This is a genomic window from Campylobacter concisus (assembly GCF_902460545.1).
GTDB classification, from domain to species: Bacteria; Campylobacterota; Campylobacteria; order Campylobacterales; family Campylobacteraceae; genus Campylobacter_A; species Campylobacter_A concisus_AE.
In genome coordinates, this window is sequence record NZ_CABPUE010000012.1 from 9,805 (window position 1) to 31,136 (window position 21,332).

The 21,332-nt window shown below is 37.5% G+C and carries 12 protein-coding genes; 8 read left to right on the forward strand and 4 right to left on the reverse strand.

Annotated features, from left to right (window positions below; all coding sequences use genetic code 11):
• Positions 1–415 precede the first annotated feature (415 nt).
• The 4 genes from FZ949_RS08830 to FZ949_RS08845 are packed head-to-tail and all read right to left on the reverse strand — an operon-like array spanning position 416 to position 6,974.
• On the reverse strand, positions 416–1,762 hold the full coding sequence (locus FZ949_RS08830; RefSeq protein WP_103580313.1) for a TolC family protein: 1,347 nt from the start codon (positions 1,760–1,762) through the stop codon (positions 416–418).
• 1 nt (position 1,763) lies between these two features.
• Positions 1,764–3,692, reverse strand: a complete 1,929-nt coding sequence (locus tag FZ949_RS08835; RefSeq protein ID WP_148790354.1) for a MacB family efflux pump subunit — start codon at positions 3,690–3,692, stop codon at positions 1,764–1,766.
• Complete coding sequence (locus FZ949_RS08840) at positions 3,693–4,886, reverse strand: efflux RND transporter periplasmic adaptor subunit (protein ID WP_103580315.1); 1,194 nt, start codon at positions 4,884–4,886, stop codon at positions 3,693–3,695.
• A gap of 54 nt (positions 4,887–4,940) precedes the next feature.
• On the reverse strand, positions 4,941–6,974 hold the full coding sequence (locus tag FZ949_RS08845; protein WP_103580316.1) for an ATP-dependent helicase: 2,034 nt from the start codon (positions 6,972–6,974) through the stop codon (positions 4,941–4,943).
• Positions 6,975–7,038: 64 nt separating this feature from the next.
• On the opposite strand from FZ949_RS08845, the gene pbpC reads away from it, so the two are divergent.
• The 8 genes from pbpC (at position 7,039) to FZ949_RS08885 (ending at position 21,329) form a co-directional block, all read left to right on the forward strand.
• Positions 7,039–9,207, forward strand: coding sequence for a penicillin-binding protein 1C (pbpC, locus tag FZ949_RS08850; protein ID WP_148790355.1), 2,169 nt, complete (start codon positions 7,039–7,041; stop codon positions 9,205–9,207).
• A gap of 1 nt (position 9,208) precedes the next feature.
• Positions 9,209–14,329, forward strand: coding sequence for an alpha-2-macroglobulin family protein (locus FZ949_RS08855; RefSeq protein ID WP_148790356.1), 5,121 nt, complete (start codon positions 9,209–9,211; stop codon positions 14,327–14,329).
• A 119-nt stretch (positions 14,330–14,448) separates the two neighbouring features.
• Positions 14,449–17,073 carry a valine--tRNA ligase gene (locus FZ949_RS08860; RefSeq protein ID WP_054196639.1) on the forward strand — a complete coding sequence of 875 codons (2,625 nt, stop codon included), beginning with the start codon at positions 14,449–14,451 and terminating at the stop codon, positions 17,071–17,073.
• Complete coding sequence (locus FZ949_RS08865; RefSeq protein WP_054196638.1) at positions 17,073–18,029, forward strand: methionine ABC transporter ATP-binding protein; 957 nt, start codon at positions 17,073–17,075, stop codon at positions 18,027–18,029. Before FZ949_RS08860 ends, FZ949_RS08865 begins: the two co-directional genes overlap by 1 nt.
• Entirely contained in the window at positions 18,029–18,703 is a 675-nt protein-coding gene (locus tag FZ949_RS08870; protein ID WP_054196637.1) for a methionine ABC transporter permease, read from the forward strand. Before FZ949_RS08865 ends, FZ949_RS08870 begins: the two co-directional genes overlap by 1 nt.
• Positions 18,704–18,962: 259 nt before the next feature.
• Positions 18,963–19,745 (forward strand): MetQ/NlpA family ABC transporter substrate-binding protein, encoded by a 783-nt coding sequence (locus FZ949_RS08875; protein WP_084041316.1) that lies wholly within the window; start codon positions 18,963–18,965, stop codon positions 19,743–19,745.
• A 75-nt stretch (positions 19,746–19,820) separates the two neighbouring features.
• Positions 19,821–20,600: a MetQ/NlpA family ABC transporter substrate-binding protein gene (locus FZ949_RS08880; RefSeq protein ID WP_087585897.1), complete on the forward strand. Its 780-nt coding sequence runs from the start codon at positions 19,821–19,823 to the stop codon at positions 20,598–20,600.
• Between the two features lie 138 nt (positions 20,601–20,738).
• Entirely contained in the window at positions 20,739–21,329 is a 591-nt protein-coding gene (locus tag FZ949_RS08885; protein WP_148790357.1) for a DedA family protein, read from the forward strand.
• Positions 21,330–21,332 lie beyond the last annotated feature (3 nt).

Genomic DNA, 21,332 nt, shown 5'->3' on the forward strand with positions numbered 1-21,332 from the left:
TTTTATATATTTGTATTGAAAACTATAATTTTCAAATTGTTATTTTAATTTTCTTATTTTTTCTTTTATATGAATTTAAATATTGATTTATAGGTTTATTTTGGATTTTATCTTTTGTATGATTTTAATTTATCCATTAAATTTGATGTAAAAATATTTGTAAAAAATTAGTTAAAATTTTACAATTTTCAAAAATAATTGTGGCAGAAAATTTAGCTACCCTGTTTTTTAAATTTAACCAAAGAAAGAATATATGGACATTTAGTGTATATTTTTTAGTATAAAGATTGGTGAGTCTAAAATTTCTAGCATATCTTCTCATAAATGAGAGAAATTCCACAACTCTTTTTTGTTTGCTTTGGTTTTATCTGCGCTACACTCGCTTGCCTCATAGTCCCAAGCCGAGCTCATAAATTTACCTATTAAATTTGCCTGCCATGGCTTTGTAGATATTTAGCTCGTCTTGTAAAAGCGTGTATTTTGCTTTTAATAACCCTATTTTAGCCTCTAGCTCACTGTTTTTAGCCTCCAAAAACTGCTTTAGCTCGACTTTGCCGTAGGAGTATTTTAGCTCGTAAATTTTTGAAATTTCTTCGTAGTTTTTTATTTGCTCTTGATAGTTTCTAAGTAGTGCTTCGTCGTTTAGGTAGCCTTTATAAAATGCGTCTATCTCGTTTAGCGCGCTATTTAGAGTGCTTATGTAGTTTAGCTTTGCAAGCTCAAAATTTGCCTCGCTAACCTTTAAATTTGACTTTAGCTTGTGATAGTTTAAAAATGGTAAATTTAAAGCAATATTGCCATTTAGAAATTTAAGGCTAAATGCGCCCTCTTTTGTGCTTGAACTACTTTTGAGACTAGCTCCTAGCGTGATGCTTGGATAAAACTCTTTTTGGCTCGCTTTGTAGTTTAAGATGCCCTCTTCTATGCGGTAAATGGCCGCTCTTAGATCAGGGCGGTTTGCTATGGCGCTTGTTGGCACATCTAGATCAACGCCCACACTTTTTACAGGGCTTAGCGTGAGTCCTTCAAATTTAAGCTCAAATTCTGGTCTCTCATTTAACAAAATTCTAAGAGCTTTTTTAGCAGTCACTAGCTCTTTTTTTACATTTTCTATCTTATTTTGAGCACTTAAAAGCTGTGAGTTTATCTGTTTTAGGCTTAACGCTTCCTCTTTGCCAAGCTCAAATTTAAGCCCAACTATCTTAATTAACTCATTATAAATTTCTAAAATTTGCTCATAAGTTTTAATGCTCTCATTTAGATATAAAATCTGAAAATAGGCATCTGCCACGGAGTTTATCACACTTAGTTTGCTAGCCTCCAGATCAAATTTAGTAGCCCTTGCTTCAAACATCGCTGCATCTTTGCTATTTGCTAGCTTTTGCCAAAGGTCAAGCTCGTAGCTAAGCCCTATGCTTGAACCAAAACTTCTAGTGACCGCGCCACCCTCTTTTATATTTTTGTTGCTTGATACCTCAATGCCAGCGTTAAAGCTTGGGATGAGATTTGCCTCCAAAATTCCAGCTTGAGCGAGTGCTTTATTTACATTTATTGCTGCTTTTGCAAGGTCGGTGTTGTTTTTAAGCGCAAGCTCTACAAGCTCATCAAGGTAGCTTTGATGATACTCTTTCCACCAAGAAGTGTTTAAATTTAGCTCCCTGCTAGCGTTATCTTCAAGTAAAATTTGCTTATAGTTTTCATCTATATTTTTAACAGCGCAGCCGCTTAAAACAAGTACTAAAGCTAGGCTTAGAAATTTCATATTACTCCCTTGAAAGCGCATCTATTGGATTTAGTTTTGAGGCATTTTTGGCTGGCATGTAGCCAAAGATGATACCAATTGCCATCGACGTAACAAGTGCAAGCACGATCGAGCCATTTGAAAAGATCATGCTAAAACCGTCTAAAAAGTTGTTGAAAATATAGCCAATAGCGTAGGAAAAGGCTATACCAATGGCTCCGCCGATAAGGCAAAGTAGCACCGCCTCTATCAAAAACTGCTGCAAGATGTTGCTCTGCCTAGCTCCGATCGCCATTTTTATGCCTATCTCTTTAGTGCGCTCGGTGACTGAGACTAACATGATATTCATGACGCCTATACCCCCAACCACGAGCGAGACGACGGCGATACTTGAGATGAGAAGGCGCATGGTTGAGATCGTCTCTTCGATAGTTTGCTTGATGCTATCAGAATTTCTAGTAAAGAAGTCTTTTTTGCCGTGTTTTATCGTTAAAAGATCGGTTAGGCTCTTTTCTGCGATTTGAGCATTTACGCTTTCATTTACTTTTACGGTTATTGAGCTAATAAATTTATCGCCCGTTATCTTGTTTATCACAGTCGTGTATGGAGCATAAATTTTAAGTGAGCTAGCATCACCGACTTTAAACTCATCTTTTTGCAAAACGCCTATAATGCGAAGTGGCTTTTTATTAAAAAGAATGATCTTACCGATAGGGTCTTCGTTTTTAAATATACTATTTTTGGTATTTTGATCTATTAGTGTGACAGAATCTGAGTTTAAAACCTCGTCCTCATCGTAAATTCTTCCTTTTTCTAGCTTTAGTCCATTTACGTCAAAGCTCCCTACTCCACCGCCTTTTAGTGTCGCTGTTAAGGAGATATTTTCATATGTTAGTACGCCTGAAGTACTTGTATTTGGAGTTACTGAGTCAAGAAATGACTGCTTTGAGAGCATATTTGCGTCACTTATAGAGAGCGTTTTTACCCTGCCCGAGAGCATATCGCCAAAGCCTTTTCCTGGCATGATATCGATCGTATTTGTGCCGATCTTTCTAATGCCAGCTAAAATTTGCTCCTGCGAGCCTTTGCCAAGAGCTACGACACTAATGACCGCCGTGATGCCAATTATAATGCCAAGCATCGTTAAAAGCGATCTTAATTTATGAGCTAGCATTGCATTTACCGACATTTTAAAGCTTTCAATTAGCTGATCTTTATAATAGGTAAATTTGCTCTTTTCTGGTTGGCTTTGCTTTTTGGCCTCAAAAATTTCACTATTTTTTACATTATCACTTACGATGTTGCCATCTTTTATCTCGATCACACGACTCGCGTACTCGGCGATCTTTGGATCGTGCGTGACGATGATGATTGTGTGACCTTTTTTGTAAAGATCCACTAAAATTTCCATCACTCTAAGCCCACTTTTACTATCAAGTGCACCTGTTGGCTCGTCAGCTAAGATGATCTCACCGCCATTCATTAGTGCCCTTGCTATGGATACTCTTTGCTGTTGTCCGCCTGAGAGTTTATTTGGTAAATTTTTAGCCTTTTCACTAAGGCCAAGAGAGTCTAAGATCTCCATTCCCCTTTTTTCTCGGTCGCTCTTATTTGCCCCTGCGTAAATGCTAGGAAGTGCGACGTTTTCAAGAGCATTCATTGTGCTAAGCAGGTTATATCTTTGAAAGATAAAACCAAATTTATCTCGCCTAAGCTTAGCAAGTGCGTCGCTATCAAATTTTGATATATCTTTGCCCTCTAGCAGGTACTGCCCGCCACTTGGGCTATCTAAGCAGCCAAGGATGTTCATAAGCGTTGATTTGCCAGAGCCAGACTGACCGATAATGGCTATAAATTCGCCCTTTTTTATCTCTAAATTTATACCATGCAAGATCTCTATCTCATTATCGCCAAGCTTAAAGCTTTTTGTGATATTTTTTAGACTTATCACTTAAAACTTCTTATTTTCTTTTTCGATCATCTTGGCTATCTCGCTTGCTGAGCCTTGTGATGTGATGATCTCGTCGCCCTCGTTCACACCGCTAATGATCTGCGTATCGAGGTTGTCTTTTATGCCAGTTTTGACCGCTGTTTTTACCGCTTTGCCATCTTTTAGAACATAGACAAATGTGCCGTTTTCATCTTTTTTAATACCAATACTTGGTACTATGATAGCATCCTTTACGTTTGCTATTAAAAGCTCATTTTGCGTGGTCATGCCTATTCTTAAAATTTTATCTTTATTTTCAACTATACTTTGCGCGTAATAATAAACAGCTGAGTTGCTTGAAGTGCTTGAGCTTGTGGATTTGCTACTACTGCTAGAACCATAGCTACCATCGCTTAATGTCGTTAAGCCAGGGTCGATTGAGCTAACCGTCGTTTGAAATTTTTTCGTTGGCTCAGAGAGGATCGAGTATTCAACTGGCGTGCCAACTTTTATCTTTGTGATGTCGCCCTCAGCTATTTGCATCTTCATCTTGACATAGCTAAGATCTGCGATCTTTACGATAGTTGGTGTAGTTTGGTTGGCATTTACGGTCTGGCCCTCCTCTACTTGCACGCTAACTACGACGCCATCTCTTGGAGCGGTGATCTTTGTGTAACCTAAATTTATCTTAGCCGTACTTAGCTCGATATTTGTCTGCTTTATCTGAGCCTCGAGCTCCTTTATCTTGGCACTATTTGCGCTATAAGTATTTTTTGTGCTTTCAAATTCTTGTTTTGAAGTGGCGTTTTTGGCAAAAAGTGCATTTTCTCTATCAAACTGCGTTTTTGCAATGTCTAGAGCCACTTTTGCGCTTTCAAGCTGAGCTTTGTAGATGGCTAGCTGTGCCTCTTTATTGTCTATGCTATTTTGCTGTGTCGAGCTATCGATACTTGCGATCATATCACCTTTTTTTACCTGATCTCCAAGCTTAACGTATAGCTTTTTTATCTGGCCGCTCACCTGCGCACCCACATCAACTAGTTCGGTAGCGAAAATTTCTCCAGTCGCATCGACTTTTTTACTAAATGAACCTTTCTTTGCCTTTTTGGTGATAAATTCCACCTTTTCATCTTTTATCTTAAAAAAATTATCATAGATAAAATATCCACCGACGCCTAAAATAAGCAGGATTATTAAAATTTTAGATTTTTTCATCGCTTCTCTTTGTAAAAAATTAGTCAATTTTACTTAATAAGATTAAAATTCTCTTTAAACTTCCTCTTTCGCCATGCCAGCCTCTATCAAAAACCTACTTGGTTGGTAGGTCACCTTCTTTATCTTGTCGTATTTTGCGTAGCTAAGATATAGCTCGTCTTTTGCTCTAGTTACTGCTACATAAAAGAGCCGCCTCTCTTCTTCTAGGCTGCCGCCCATGCTCATTAGCTTTAAATTTGGAAAGCGGTTTTGCGCGAGATCTACGATAAAAACTTGGTCAAACTCAAGCCCCTTGCTCGCATGCACGCTAAGCAAGCTAACGCCCTGCCCTTCGCTCATCTCGTTGCTTCCAAGGGCTAAGAAGTTATAAAATTTACTGATATCTTGATATTTTTTAGCTAGCTCGCTTAGCACCACGCTCTTTGCCATTATGCGCTCTTTGACCTCTTCTTTTAGAGCAAGATCGACGTTGCCATTTTTTAGAGTTGCCCTTTTTGTGCTGATGTTTTCGACGATTAGTGAGTAAATTTTGCTAGTTTTTATCTCATTTATCATCGTGGCCGGCTTTGAGATATTTCTCATACCTCTTAAAAAGTTGTAAATTTCATATAAAAACTGCGCCCCACTCTCGCTTAGTTTTTGTAGTTTTAGCACTGGATGGCCTAGGAATTTATCGTTAAAGCCAAGCTTAGAAAACCTTGAAACCTCGGCAAATTCATCAAGATCGTCAAAAAGGCCTAACTGGTAGTTTCGCCTTTTATTTGATGAGATATTTACGCTATCATCTGGCTCAACTATCCCTTTTATCAAATTTCCATGCCCAAGCTTAAGCAGTGCGTCAAAAATCTCTTTGCTAACTGCGCTGCCAACGCCCTTTGCGTATTCGCAAATGTGGATAAATGCCATTATATCTTTTGGATTGACATAAATTCCCATGATGTCGATGAGCGCCTTGATCTCACGGCTCTCAAAGAAGCTCACCCCACCCTTTCGCTTCGAGCTGATGCCTCGCTCTTTTAGCGCGACTTCGATGCCGTCTGCTGATGAGTTGTTTCTAAAGATGATAGCAATATTTTCCCTATTAAATGGTGAGAGCGAGATGATATCAGCGATATTTTGATACTGATCAAAAAGCTCGTTATAGACAAGTAGCCTTGGAGGCTTAAAATTTCCCTCGCGGCTAACTGTGAGGTGCTTTTCATAAAGCCTTGGATTGTTGTTTATCACCTTATTTGCGAGAGCTAGTATGCTTGAGCTTGAGCGGTAATTTACATTTAAAGCGTAGATATTTGCGTTTGGGAAGCGATCTTTAAATGAGCCAATGATCTCGATGTTTGCGCCGTTAAATGCGTAGATGCTCTGGTCAAAATCGCCCACGCAAAATAGGCTCTTTGTCTTAAATGCGTCTATAAGACTGCCTTGAAGCGTGTTTGTATCTTGATACTCGTCGATCAAAATTTCATCATAAGCTAAATTTGCCCCATTTTTTAGCTCGTCACGCATTTTTATGAGAAGGTCGTTAAAGTCAGCGTAAGAAAATTTAGCCTTTTCAGCCTCAAACTCTTCTAGCACGTCTTCATAAATTTCAGCATAAACACCCTGCTCTTCGCTCTTATCGCTTATCCACTTTCCAAAAGTGGTGCCTTGTTCGCTGTTTTGAAATAGCGAGTAAAGGTCGTATAGATATGCCCCGCCGTAAGGTTTGACGTCGCTTAAATGGTAAAATTTGCGCCTCTCAACAAGACTTTTTAAAAGCGTCTTTAGCTCGCTTGGCTGCTTTAGTGTGACGCCTTTATCAAGGCTTTTTAAAAGCGAAAATGAGACCGAGTGAAAGGTGCCTGCGGTGATTTTGGAGGTGATTTGTTTATCAAAATACCTATTTAAACGCTCTATCATCTCGCTGGCTGCTTTGTTGGTAAATGTTAGAAGCAAAATTTTCTCAGGCTTTACGCCTAAATTTAGTAGATGGGCGATGCGAGCGACTATGGTGCTAGTCTTGCCAGTGCCAGCTGAAGCGATGATGAGATTGTGTCCAAATGGCGCAGTTGCGGCGGTGTATTGTTCTTTGTTTAACCTAGATAAGGGCATGTCTTCCTCTTTTTAAAAAGGCCTAATTATAGCTACTTAAACTTTAACAGCTATAATCACGCGGATGAAAAAGTTTAAATTTCTAAAATTCCTTGCCCTATTTTTGGCTCTAATAATCGGTATTTTTTTGCTCTTAGATCAAATTTATCCACTAAATTTAGACGCGCTCAAAAAAGATGAAGCCAAAATTTTGCTTGATAAAAATGGCGAGATCATAAATATGAAGCTTAGTAGCGATGGAATTTGGAGATTTCACGAGCAAAGCTTCCCAAGCTCGCTAAAACAATGCGTCGTTCTTTTTGAGGATAGATACTTTTACTACCATTTTGGCGTAAATTTTGCCTCTATTTTTAGAGCATTTTTCCACAACCTAAGAAGCGACAACCGTATAGGTGCGAGCACTATTACGATGCAAGTAGCTAGGATGCTGGAGCCAAGTGATCGAAGTTATAAAAATAAAATAAGAGAAATTTTTAGAGCATTTCAGCTTGAGCTTCATTTTAGCAAGGATGAAATTTTAAATTTTTATCTAAATTTAGCACCGTATGGTGGCAATATCGAGGGTGCAAAGGCGGCAAGTTTCTTTTACTTTGGCAAGGAGCTAAATGAGCTAAGCTACGCTCAGGCTGCACTTTTAAGCACGATCCCTAAAAATCCAAATAAAAATAGACTAGACCGCGTCTCAAACATAAATGCTCTAAAAAACAGGGTCATAAAGATGCTTTACAAGGCAAATTTAATCGATCTTAGCGCCTTTAAAAGAGCGCAGGCTGAGCCATTTAAAAATGTAAGAGCAAAAGCTATCGTAACCGCGGAAGATTATGCAAATGTCGCTTTTAAAAACCAAATTTCAAAGGCGAGTTTGGATCTAAATTTACAAAAAGATATGCTTAAAATTTTAAAAGATGCGATGTTTTCGCTAAAAGCTAAAAATGCAAACAACGCTGCAGCTGTGGTAATAGATAATAAAAAAATGAGCGTTGTTGCCTTCATCGGCTCGCACGATGAGCGCGCGCGTGATGGCAAAAACTCAGCTCTAAATATGAAGCGAAACACCGGTAGCACGCTAAAGCCTTTTATCTACTCACTTGCGCTTGATAGCGGGCTTATAACGACAAATTCGCAGTTAATAGACACGCAAATTTATATAAAAGAGTATGCTCCAAAGAATTTTAGTAATGATTTTTTAGGTATCGTAAGCGCAAAAGATGCTCTAAATTTCAGCCTAAATATCCCGGTTATAAATTTAAACTTAAAACTAAAAGATAATTCGCTTTACGAACTACTTGAAAAGGTAAATTTGGTAGATGAAAATAAGAAGTATTATGGAGCTTCTATAACGCTTGGAAGTGCTGAAATGAGCCTGCTTGATCTTGCTCATCTTTATACTATTTATGCAAACGACGGCATTTATAGGCCACTTGAGTTTGCTGGCAAAAATTACAAAAATGAAGAGAAAAATGTAACTCTCATCTCGCCTCAAAGCGCTTTTTTGACCGCCAAAATGCTAAGCGAAGCCTCAAGATCATATCTAAAAAATGCTTGGCAGTACGCCCAAAACACGCCAAAGATCGCTTTTAAAACCGGCACAAGCGCAAACTCACGTGATCTTTACGCCATAGGCGTTGATGAAAATTACACAATTGCTATTTGGATTGGAAATTTTAATGCCAGCAAAACTGATAAATTAACAGGACTAAATGACGTATCAAAGAGTCTTTTTGATATGTTTAAGATAATCGCTCAAAAAGAGAAGTTAAGATTTATGAGTGAGCCAGATGGCATAGAAAAGCTGCCAACCTGCCTTGATGCCTTTAACTATGAAAAGTGTAAAAAAATGGCGCTTGATGATAGGATAAAGGGTGTAGATTTAAAGGATAAGTGCGAAAGTTTAAGAGGTGAAGAGCTTGATTTTTTGGTTAAAAATGAGCTTTTGGATAAAGATGAGATACAAAAAAGTCCTTGCGCTGAAATTTTTAAAGATAAAAAGCCAGTTTTTGCCTATCCGTATGATAATGAAGAGATAGTGACAGATGAAAATATTACACAAGTTATGGTAAAATGCTACGCGTTTTTAGGCGATGAAATTTACCTAAAAATAGATGATTTGAACTTTTCTAAGATAGAAAATGCAAGCGAAAAAAAGTTTGATCTAACTCTTGGCGAGCACAGCATAAAATGCCTTGATCAAAACTCAAATCAAAGTGAAATAACAATAAAAATAAGGAGATAAAATGTGGCAAAAAGTAGCACTTCTAGCACTTTTGGGAATGACAAATTTATATGCTTTGAGCCTAAATGGTACAGCACAGATAAAATCACCCCTAAGCGTAGAGTTTGGACTAGAAGATAAAGTCGATAAAAATTTTGTTGGTATGCTAAGCGATAAAAAGCTACTTTTGTGCCAACCAGCATTAAATGGTACGGTTAGATTTAATAGTCAAAGCTTGCTGCTTTTTACAAAAGATATGCATGCTGGTTTGGATTATAGCTGCAAGCTTGAAAATGGAAGCACTGCTAGTTTTGCTACGAAAGAATTTGAGCTAACAAAGATAGAAAAAATAAGTGATAGCAAATATATACTTAAATTTAATGATGAAGTAAATATTGATACGATCAAAAATATTGCCGTAAAAGATGCGAAATTTAAAGCAATTGAGCTTTCTAACAATAGCTTTGAGCTTAATCTTGATAAAAATTTAAGCAATCCAGTTTTTGATTTTGGTGAAAAATTTGAGAGCAAATTTGGCGCAACGCTTTCAGGTGAAACGATAGTAAATTTTGCCGATGAAATAAGCGAAGAAAGCGTAAATATAAATGATAATGCAAAGAGTCTTGAGATACCAGAAATTTATCCAGTAAGCCTTGATAATGGCATCTTGGGCTTTAGAATTTATCTAAAAAATTGGCTTGATGACGATATTAACTTAAAAAAATTTATAAACATTAAAGGTGCAAAAAACTTTAGCATCAGTGACGTTAAATATAGTGACAACTATGAAGAAAACTCAGAGCTTAGCGAATATTATTACTACATTGATATCATAAGCGACGATTTTAAGCCACAAAATAGTTATGAAATCACAATTAAGCCCGGTTTTGGCGATGATAGAAATGTAGTAAGAGAAGAAAGCAGCTATGAAGTAGTAGCTGGCAATTTCACTCCATTTGCAAATTTTATAAATAATGAGCCATATATCTCAAGTGTCGGTGAGATCGGCATCAGAAGTGCAAATTTGCCTGAGCTAAATGTAAGCATTGAAAAGCTAAGCGATCAAAATTTTAGATATTTCTTAAATTTTAATGACAATAACGAAGAGTTAAGTAACTTCAGCACAAAAGTAGCAAGCAAAAGTTATAAGCTTGATGGCGCATTAAATGAAATTTCGCTAAATAAAATCAAACTCGACTTTGCCGGGGCTGGAGACGGCGTTTATAAGATAAATTTAAACTACGGCAAAGATAAGAGCGTTTCAAAAGTAGTCTATCTAAGTGATATCGCCGTAAATGCAAAGCTTGGCAAGGATGAAATTTTCGTTTTTGCAAATCGTCTTGGCGAAAATACAATGCTTCCAAACGCAAATGTGAAAATTTATGGCAAGAAAAACGAAGAGATCGCAGTTGGTGCGACAAATGATATAGGTGTTTTTAAATTTAATAAAAAAGATATTTACAAAGATATCTCCTCAGTGGTTGTCTCTCTTGGAAAAGAGCAAAATTTTCTTATTTTAAAAGAAGATGAAGCGCTAAATGAAGCGAAATTTATGAGTCAAAATGCCAGTGAGAGTATCGATGCGTATATTCATTTTGCTTCAAATATCATAAGACCAAATGAGAGTTTAAAGGGTGCAATCTATCTAAGAGATAGAGATTTTAATCCTTTAAAAAATATGCCTATAAAGATAAAATTTTTCGATCCACAAGGTAAAAGTAGTGCTGAAATTTCAAAAAATACAAATGACGTTGGCATGGTAAATTTTGAAAAAGAGATACTAAGTGATCTAAGCGGTAGATTTAATATGCAAGTAATTTATGCAAGCAAAGTGATCTCAAATGTGCCATTTTTTGTTGAGAGTTTTATGCCAAATAGGATAAAAAATGAGATAACGCTTGAGAGAGATAAATTTTTCGCAAATGAGCTTGTTAGAGCCAATCTAGCCAGCAACTATCTCTTTGGTGGCGCTGCTAGCGAGCTTGATGGTAGCATGCAGGTGAGCTTTTTTGATGATGAATATAAAAATAGTGAGTTTAAAGATTATAAATTTAAAAATAATACGCTAAAACCAAGTGCTTATCCATCTTTTGAAAATGATCTCACTCTTTCAAAAGATGGCAAATCAAGCCAAATGATAGATCTTAGCTTTAGCACTAAAAATGCCTCTTCTATCATAACAGGCGTGATAAATTTCAATGTAAATGATGATGGCAAAAACGTAAGCGATACAAAAAGCTTTACTCTCTATCCTTACAAGGATATGGTCGGTATCGCAGCAAGCACGACATTTGCTGAGCCAAACGAAGATGTAAAAATAAGAACGGTTGTGGTAGATATGTCAAGTCAAAAGGCCGTAAAATCAAATTTAAAATTTGATATAAAACGTGTTACTTGGCAATATCAAAGAGATGCAAATGGCTATATAAAGTGGTTTCAAACGCTAGAAGATGTGGATAATTTTTATAAAGACAATGGCGAGTTTAGCTATAAATTTACACAAAGTGGCTCATATGTGATCATCGCTACAAATCTAGTAAGTGGAGCAAGCACAAGCCTTGATATGGACGTAAGTGGCTACAACTACTCGACTTTAGCGCCTACAAAAGAGCTTAGTAAATCTCAAATCAAACTAAATAAAAATATCTACAAAAAAGGCGATGAACTAAGTGCTGATATAAGCTCAGCTATAAAAGAAGGTATCGCCCTTGTTACACTTGAAGATGGTGGCGTGAAAGCTTACAAGGTCGTTAAGATAAAAAACAACTCAGCAAATGTGAAATTTAAACTTGACTTTGATTTTAGTGGACTTTATGTGAGTGCAAATATCTACCGCATGACAGATGGTGGATTAACTCCGTTTAGGACTTACGGTAAGGTATATGCTAAGGCTGATAAGTCATCAAGGATACTTGATCTAAGTCTTGATGCGCCAAATACGGCAAAAAGCGATGAAAACATAAAAATTTCACTAAAAACAAAGCCAAAAGCTTATGTGAATTTATTTATCACAGATGTTGGCGTGCTTGATATAACGTCACAAAAGCCAGCTGATCCACTTAAATTTTTTGACAAAATTTTACCAGATGGCGTTTTTGACTATGACATTTATAATATGCTCACAAACTATAAGGTCGAGGGTAAAACTTTAAGCTTTGGTGGCGATATGGCGGCACTTGCCATGGAGGCAAAAATGGCAAAACATGCTAGCCCAGTCGATAGCAAAAAGATAAAAACATATGCAAATTTAGTAAGCCTTCAAGCTGACGATAATGGTGAAATTTCATACGAGTTTAAAACGCCAAATGGCTTTAACTCTGCCATTAGAGTAGATGTCGTGGCCAATAATGAAAATAGTATGAACGCTGTAAATAAAGAAATTTTAGTAAAAGATGATGTGATTATTAAGCCAAGTGCGTTAGTTTATCTGCTAAAAGGTGATGAGCTAAATACCAACTTAAGGCTTATAAACACAACAAATGAGGATAAAAATTTAACCATAAAAGTGGCTAGCAGTAAAAATTTAAACATCAAAACAAAAGAAAATGCGAATTTAAAGCCGCTTGAAAATAAAGCCTTTACATTTAAAATTTCAGCTCTTGAAGCTGGAGCTGGCGAATACAATATAACAATAAGTGACAAAAACAGCTCAAAAACAGCTCAAAATTTACTTGATGTGGTTAATCCTTATACGATTAGCACCTATACAAAAAGTAGCGTCTTTGACAAAGAGAGCATGATCTCACTTCCAAAAGGCTTTCACAATGTTAGTATAGATGCGTCAAGCTCGGTCTCAAGCGTGCTATTAGCAGCTTCTAAAAATTTAGTCGAGTACCCTTACGGATGTGCGGAGCAAAGGAGCTCAAGACTGATTGCGCTTTTAAATTTAAAGCCAAAAGATGAGCTTGAAAAAAATGATCAAAAGAGATTTATTGCAAGCGGTATGAGTGAGCTAATTAAGATGCAAAAACCAGATGGTAGCTTTGGCTACTGGAGCGATTTAGGTAGTACAAATGCATTTGCTTCGATCTATGCAACTGATGTACTGCTTGATCTTGAAGAGGCTGGATATGAGGTAGGCAAAAGAGTAAAACAAAGTGCTGTAAATTCAATGGCAAAATATGTAAATAGTGACCTTGAAGCGCTCTACTCTCTATATGTAAGTGCTCGTGCAAATATGGCTGACAAGTCGCTGCTAAATAAAATTTATGACCACAAAGCTTACAATACGACCGCACTTAATAAATATCTAATGGCAGCGGCTCTAAAGCTAAACGGCTTAAATGATGAAGCAAAGGTAGCGCTAAAAGATATTAAAAAAGCTCAAGCGGCTGATTACAGCAGGGATTATTCTAGCTTTGGCTCAAAGATGAGAGACAATGCATTTATCTTGTATCTGCACGCAAAATATTTTGAGAAAAACGACTACTCAGATGATCTTGCAAATTTCTTGATCACAAATTTAAATGAGCTTAGCTCAACGCAAGAGCGCGCTTTTACACTTAGAGCGCTAAATGCCTACTTTGGCAAAGATGTTGGCGAGAAAAATAATAAATTTAAACTTAGCTACAACGGCGAAAGTAAAGAATTTGACGGCCTTTTAAGCGTATCATTTACAGCAAAAGATGGAAATTTTACCATCACTCCACTTGGTGAAAACAAGCTATATGCCTCCATCTTAAGCTACGCTTATGTGCCACTTGAGATTAAGCATAAAATAGAGCCAAAAGAGCTTGATGTTTATAGAACGTTTGTCGATGAAAAAGGAAAAGAGATCGATCTAAACAGCCTAAGAGTAAATGATGTTGTCTATTCAAAAATAGTGATAAATTCTAAAGCTATGGTTAAAAATGGTGTAATAAACGAGATCGTAAGTAGCTGCTTTGAGCCAATAAATGAAAATTTAAGTGGCTTTAATAAGAGTCTTAAAGATAGCATTGAGCTTGAATATCAGAGCATAAAAGATGATCGCGTTTTGAGTTTTTATACATTAGATAGTGATAAGAGAGAGGCTGTGCTTTACACACCTTATCGTGTAAGACTTGGCGGCAAATGCTCACTTGGCGCAGTCACAACTGAAAATATGTATAACGAAAGGCAAAACGACTACGACCTAGCTCAGCGAAGCTTTAACGTCAAATAGCCATTTAAACTCCGGGGCGTTTAATCGCCCCAAGCCCATATTTCCCTACTTTTGCAAAGATTTTTTTAAACAAATTTTAGATAACATTAAGCATTTTTTAAACGAAAGAGGATACAAAAGTGGCAGAATTTTACAATGCAAAAGAGATAGAAGATAAATTTTATAAAATTTGGGAAGAACGCGGATACTTTGAGATAGACGCAAATAAAGATATCCAAAAAGATGGACGTAAATTTTGCATTATGATGCCACCTCCAAACGTGACTGGCTCGCTTCACATCGGACACGCCCTAACCTTCACACTTCAAGATATCATGACTCGTTACAAGAGGATGGACGGCTACAAGACACTTTGGCAGCCAGGACTTGACCACGCCGGCATCGCTACTCAAAACGTCGTTGAAAAGCAGCTCCTAGCACAAGGCGTCAAAAAAGAAGATCTCGGACGTGAAAAATTTGTAGAAAAAGTGTGGGAGTGGAAGGAGAAAAGCGGCGGCATGATCGTCCATCAGATGCGCAAACTTGGCATCACTCCGGCTTGGTCTCGCCAGAGATTTACCATGGATGAGGGCCTAAGAAAAGCTGTAAAAAAAGCCTTTGTAAATTTATACGACAAAGGACTGATCGTTCAGAAAAACTACATGATAAACTGGTGTACACACGATGGCGCACTCTCTGACATCGAGGTCGAGCACAAAGAAAATAAAGGCAAGCTTTATCATTTGAGATACTACTTTGCAGACAAGCCAAGCGAATTTGTTGTTGTGGCTACGACTAGACCAGAAACATATTTTGGCGACACCGCTGTAATGGTAAATCCAAACGACGAGCGCTATAAAAATTTAATCGGCAAAAAAGTGGTGCTACCTATCATAAATAGAGAGATCGAGATCATCGCAGATGAGCATGTCGATATGGAGTTTGGAACAGGCCTTGTTAAGGTCACACCTGCGCATGATCAAAATGACTACGAGGTTGGCAAAAGGCACGACCTTGAGTTTATTACCGTATTTGATGAAAAGGGCATTTTAAACGACAAGTGCGATAAATTTGCAGGTCTTGAAAGGCTTGAGGCTAGAGATATCGTCGTGGCCGATCTTGAAAAACTTGGCAATGTCGAAAAGATCGAGGACTATGAAAACCAAGTAGGATACTGCTATCGCTGCAAAAACGTCGTCGAGCCATACATCTCAAAGCAGTGGTTTGTCAAAAAAGAGATCGCAGATGAGGCGATACAAAAGGTCTCAGAGGGTCTTGCTAAATTTTATCCACCGCACTGGATAAACAGCTTTAACGCATGGATGAGAGAACTAAGAGACTGGTGTATCTCACGTCAGCTTTGGTGGGGACATCAAATTCCAGTATTTTACTGCGATGATTGCGGTCATATGTGGGCTGACGAGGGTGAGCCGTGCGAGTGCAAAAAGTGTAAAAGTAAAAACATCCACCAAGACCCAGACGTGCTAGATACGTGGTTTAGCTCTGGTCTTTGGCCATTTAGCACGCTTGGCTGGGGCAATGAAAATGAGCTAAAAAATGAAAAATGGTTTGAAGGAGACCTTGCTGAGTTTTATCCAAACAACCTTCTCATAACTGGCTTTGATATATTATTTTTCTGGGTTGCTAGGATGATGTTTCAGGGTGAAAATGCCCTTGGTAAGTTGCCATTTGACGACATTTATCTACACGCGCTTGTAAAAGATGAGTTTGGCAGAAAGATGAGCAAAAGCCTTGGCAACGTCATCGATCCGCTTGATAGTATAAATGAGTATAGCGCCGATATCTTGCGCTTTACGCTAACGCTTCTAGCAGTTCAAGGACGCGACATCAAGCTAAGTGACGCCAAGATGAAGCAGGTAAGAAATTTCACTAACAAGCTTTATAATGCGAGCAAATACCTCATGCTAAATGAGAGTAAATTTCCAAATTTAGAGGATATCAAGCTTCAAACAAAGCTTGGAATTTATATGAATAGCCGCTTTAACGAGTGCGTGAGAGAGGTGCGCGAAAACATCGACGCCTACCGCTTTAATGACGCAGCAAACACACTTTATAAATTCCTTTGGGACGAGTTTTGCGACTGGGGTATTGAGCTAAGCAAGGCTGATAAAGCGAGCGTAAAAGAGCTTGGAAGTATATTTAAAGAGGCGATGAAACTACTAAATCCTTTCATGCCGTTTCTTTCAGAGTATCTATTTCAAGAGCTTAGCGGCACACAGCTTGAAAATGCAAAATCAATAATGGTTACGAGCTATCCAGAGATAAAAGAGCGAAATTTAGAGGTTGAAAAGAAATTTGAGCTAGTTATCGAAGCGATCGTGGCTATTCGCCGTGCAAAAGCGACCATCGATCTTGGCAACTCAAAGATCGCAAAAGCCTTTGTTAAATTTAATGAAAAAATCGATCTTGACGAGGTCAAAGAGTATATCAAGCTGCTTGCAAAATGCGAAGAGATCGGCTTTGTAGGTGAGAAAATAGAAAATTCAATAAGAGATGTGAGCGAAAATTTAGAGGCATTTGTCCCACTTGAAGGGCTTGATATGAGCGGTATCATCACAAGGCTCAAGTCTCAAAAGACAAAGCTTGAAAAAGAGATAGCTAAGCTCTCAGGTATGTTAAATAATCAAAATTTCGTGGCAAACGCACCAAAAGAAGTTATAGAGACAAACAAAGAGGCTTTGCAAAGCGCTGAGGCTAAATTTAAAAAAGTATGTGAAGAATTAGAAGCTCTTGGAGAAAAATAGTGATAAAAATAGAGAAATTAAGCAAGTTTTATGGTGATACGCAAATCCTTTTTGATATAAATTTAGAGGTTAAAAAGGGTGAAATTTTTGCTATCGTGGGACATAGCGGTGCTGGTAAATCAACGCTTTTAAGGTGCATAAACGGGCTTGAAAGCTATCAAGGTGGCAGCTTAAAAGTCTTTGATAAAGAGATAAAAAATTTAGACGAGACGCAGCAGAGACATTTAAGGCGAGATGTTGGGATGATATTTCAGCATTTTGCATTAATGGCTAGAAAAAATGTCTTTGAAAACGTTGCTACTCCGCTTAAATTTTGGGGTTATAAAAGCGATGAAACCGAAAAAAGAGTGAGAGAGCTTTTAAATTTAGTCGGCCTTGAAAGCAAGGCAAAAAGCTATCCAAGCGAGCTAAGCGGTGGTCAAAAACAGCGTGTCGCGATCGCTAGAGCGCTTGCTTTAAATCCTAAAATTTTACTAAGCGACGAAGCGACTTCAGCTCTTGATCCAAACACGACAAATCAAATTTTAGAGCTGCTTGAAAAAATAAACAAAGAGCTAGATATCAGCGTCGTAATCGTCACGCACGAGATGGAGGTTGTAAAATCTATCGCAAAACGTGCGATACTGCTTGAAGGCGGCAAGATTATAGGTTCTGGAAGCATTGAAGAGCTATTTTTAAAGCCAGATGAGAAGATGAAAGAGTTTTTGGGTGAGGTTGAAATTCTGCCAAGTACCGGCACGAATATCAGGCTATTTTTCCCAAAAGAAGTGGCTCAAAATAGCGTGATCACACATATGGCTAGAAGCCTAAATATCGACTTTAACATAGTCTGGGGTAAGCTTGAGAAGCTAAACGAAAATGTTCTTGGCTCGCTTGTCATAAACATAGATGAAAAAGATAAAGAAAACGTGCTTAACTACATCAAGCAAAGTGGCGTTTTATGGGAGGTTGCTTGATGTTTGGTATTGACTTTTCTAAATTTCCAGATGTTTTTTCTAGAATACTTTTGCCAGCTATCGGCGAAACGCTATATATGAGCATAGTCTCCACCCTACTCGCCTTTGCTATAGGCCTCATACCTGCGGTTTTGCTCATCCTTTCAGACAAAGACGGACTAAAGCCAAACAAGCAGCTTTATTTCGTGCTTGATATCGTTATAAACGTGCTTAGAAGCTTTCCATTTATTATCCTCATTATTGTGCTCTTTCCAGTTACAAAAATGATCGTAGGCACAAGTATCGGTACTACGGCTGCGATCGTTCCGCTAACTATTGGCGCGGCTCCGTTTGTAGCAAGACTCATTGAAAATGCACTAAAAGAGGTTGATAAAGGCATAATTGAAGCTGCTCAAAGCTTTGGAAGCTCGAAATTTCAGATCATATTTCGCGTCATGTTTGTAGAAGCACTTCCTGGCATTATCTCGGCATTTACGCTAACGCTTATTGTAAATATCGGCTTTTCAGCGATGGCTGGTGCGGTTGGCGGTGGTGGACTAGGATCTGTCGCTATAAACTACGGATATCAAAGATTTCGCCCAGATATCATGCTTTACACCGTGGTTATTCTTATCATTATGGTTCAAATTTTTCAAGTTTTAGGTAACTACTTATATAAAGTTTCTAAAAAATAGGCCTTTGTTTTTATCTGATTTTAAGCTTTTTTCCTTAAAATTGCCCGAATTAATTTTTAGCTGAAAGGATAAAAGATGAAATCAGATATGTGCCACATGTGCCGCCTATTAAAAAACTCGTTGTCGAAAGACTAATCTCTAAGCACAAAATTTCTTTTTAAGTGCTTAGAACTAGCTTAAGCGCTTAAAAAGAAATTTAACCCTCTAGCTTAAATTTATCCTTTTTTGGTGCTTGGCAAATTTTAAAAAAGGATAATAAATGAAAAAACTACTTCTTACTTCTTTAGTTGCTCTTGGTCTTAGTGTAAGTGCAAATGCAGCTGATAAATCAAAAACAATAATCGTTGGTGCTACACCTATTCCACATGCTGAAATTTTAGAGGTTGTAAAGCCTATTTTGGCAAAAGATGGCTATACGCTTGAGATCAAAGAATTTAACGACTACACTACGCCAAACCTTGCAACAGAAGATGGTGATTTAGATGCAAATTTCTTTCAGCACCTTCCATATTTGGACGAATTTAATAAAAACAAAGGCACTCATCTTGTAAAAACAGTTGGCGTTCATCTTGAGCCAATGGGAGTTTATTCTAAAAAGATAAAAGACATCAAAGATCTAAAAGATGGTTCGACCGTATCTATCCCAAATGATCCGACAAATGAAAGCCGTGCTTTAGATATCCTTGCAAATGCTGGACTTATTAAGCTAAACGATAATCCACTAAAAACTCCGCTTGATATAGTTGATAACCCTAAAAAGCTTAAATTTGAAGAGATCGAGACTGCTCAAGTACCAAGAACGCTTGATGACGTTACTATTGCAGTTATCAACACAAATTACGCTCTAAATGCTAATCTTAATCCAGTAAAAGACGCACTTGTGCTTGAAAGCAAAAATAGCCCATATGTAAACTACGTTGTAGTAAAGTCTGGTAACGAAAATAGCCCTAAAATAAAGGCTCTTGATAAAGCAATAAACTCATCAGAAGTTAAAAAATTTATTGAGATCAAATACAACGGCGCTATCCTTCCAGCATTTTAATTAAAATTTTAAATAAGCGACGTAAAAGCTTTTACCTTTTTAGCGTCGCTTAAACCAAACAAAAAAGGAAAAACAATGAAATTTATCAAACTTTTAACCGCATCTTTAGTTGCTCTAAGCCTTCACGCAGCCGACAAGGACCACACTATCGTAGTCGGCGTCTCGCCAGTACCACACGCTGAAATTTTAGAATTTGTAAAGCCAAAGCTAAAAGATAAAGGCTACGACCTTGTTATCTCTGAAATTTCAGACTACTCTATCCCAAATGTCGCCACAGAAGATGGCAGTTTGGACGCAAATTTCTTTCAGCATTTACCATATCTTGAGGAGCAAAACAAGGCTAGAGGCTTGCATCTTGTAAGTGTTGCAAATGTCCATGTCGAGCCACTTGGCTTTTACTCTAAAAAGATAAAAAACATAAAAGAGTTAAAAGATGGTGCAAAAGTTGCGATCGCTTATGATCCATCAAATGGCAACAGAGCACTTAGAATTTTAGAAAAAGCTGGACTTATCGAGATCGATAAAAACGTAAAAGTTGCAACTATAAATGACATAACTAAAAATTCTAAAAATTTACAATTTGTAGAGCTTGAAGGTGCTCAGATACCAAGAACGCTTGATGATGTCGATATCGCTGCCATTAGTACAAATTTCGTCCTTGATCTTGGTATGAGTGTGGCAAAAGACGCACTTTTGCTTGAGGATGCCAACAGTCCTTACGCTAATATCATCGTCACAAAGGCTGGCAACGAAAATAACCCTAAAATCAAAGCTTTAGTTGATGCGGTACTTAGCCCTGATACTAAAAATTTCATCATTACTCGCTATAAAGGCGAAGTTATACCTGCATTTTAAAAATAGGGCGAGCTTTCGCCCTATTTTGTTTCTATTTTCATCTTGTTTTAATAAGCTATAAACTCTCTTTATTTTTGTCAAAAAGCTTAAGCTATGCTTTGCTAAAATGGCTCACTTTAAAATTTTTCAGGAATTTAAATGCTGCATGATATTATTGATTTTATAGTTGCGAGCGTAAGTAGCTGGGGTTATGCTGGCATATTTGTGATGATGTTTTTAGAAAGCTCGTTTTTTCCATTTCCAAGTGAGGTCGCGATGATACCGGCTGGCTATTTGGCGTATAAAGGTGAAATGAGTTTAATTTTGGCCTTTCTTGCAGGCACGCTTGGTAGCTTACTTGGAGCTATTTTTAACTATTATCTTTGCTACTTTTTTGGTCGCGAGATCGTTTTAAAATACGGTAAATTTGTGGGAATTACTCACGAAAAAATGGATAAATTTGAAGCATTTTTCAATAAACACGGCGAAATTTCTACATTTAACTCACGTCTGATTCCTGGCATTCGCCAATACATCAGCCTACCGGCTGGACTTGCTAAGATGAATATATTTAGATTTTGCCTATTTACCACGCTTGGAGCTGGGATTTGGTGTGCTGTTTTACTCGGAGTTGGCTATTTTATAGGCTCAAACCCTGATAAACAGACACTTTTAATAATCACGATCACTCTTTTGGCTGTAGTTACTGTAATAAGTGTGGTTTATATAATAAGGCAAAGAAAAGCCTAAATA

Excerpts from the sequence above, each read along its gene's own strand:
- FZ949_RS08840 (WP_103580315.1), bottom strand. The coding sequence starts at position 4,886 with ATGAAAAAATCTAAAATTTTAATAATCCTGCTTATTTTAGGCGTCGGT.
- pbpC (WP_148790355.1), top strand. The coding sequence starts at position 7,039 with ATGAAAAAGTTTAAATTTCTAAAATTCCTTGCCCTATTTTTGGCTCTA.
- FZ949_RS08885 (WP_148790357.1), top strand. The coding sequence starts at position 20,739 with ATGCTGCATGATATTATTGATTTTATAGTTGCGAGCGTAAGTAGCTGG.
- FZ949_RS08870 (WP_054196637.1), top strand. The coding sequence starts at position 18,029 with ATGTTTGGTATTGACTTTTCTAAATTTCCAGATGTTTTTTCTAGAATA.
- FZ949_RS08880 (WP_087585897.1), top strand. The coding sequence starts at position 19,821 with ATGAAATTTATCAAACTTTTAACCGCATCTTTAGTTGCTCTAAGCCTT.
- FZ949_RS08830 (WP_103580313.1), bottom strand. The coding sequence starts at position 1,762 with ATGAAATTTCTAAGCCTAGCTTTAGTACTTGTTTTAAGCGGCTGCGCT.
- FZ949_RS08855 (WP_148790356.1), top strand. The coding sequence starts at position 9,209 with ATGTGGCAAAAAGTAGCACTTCTAGCACTTTTGGGAATGACAAATTTA.
- FZ949_RS08845 (WP_103580316.1), bottom strand. The coding sequence starts at position 6,974 with ATGCCCTTATCTAGGTTAAACAAAGAACAATACACCGCCGCAACTGCG.
- FZ949_RS08875 (WP_084041316.1), top strand. The coding sequence starts at position 18,963 with ATGAAAAAACTACTTCTTACTTCTTTAGTTGCTCTTGGTCTTAGTGTA.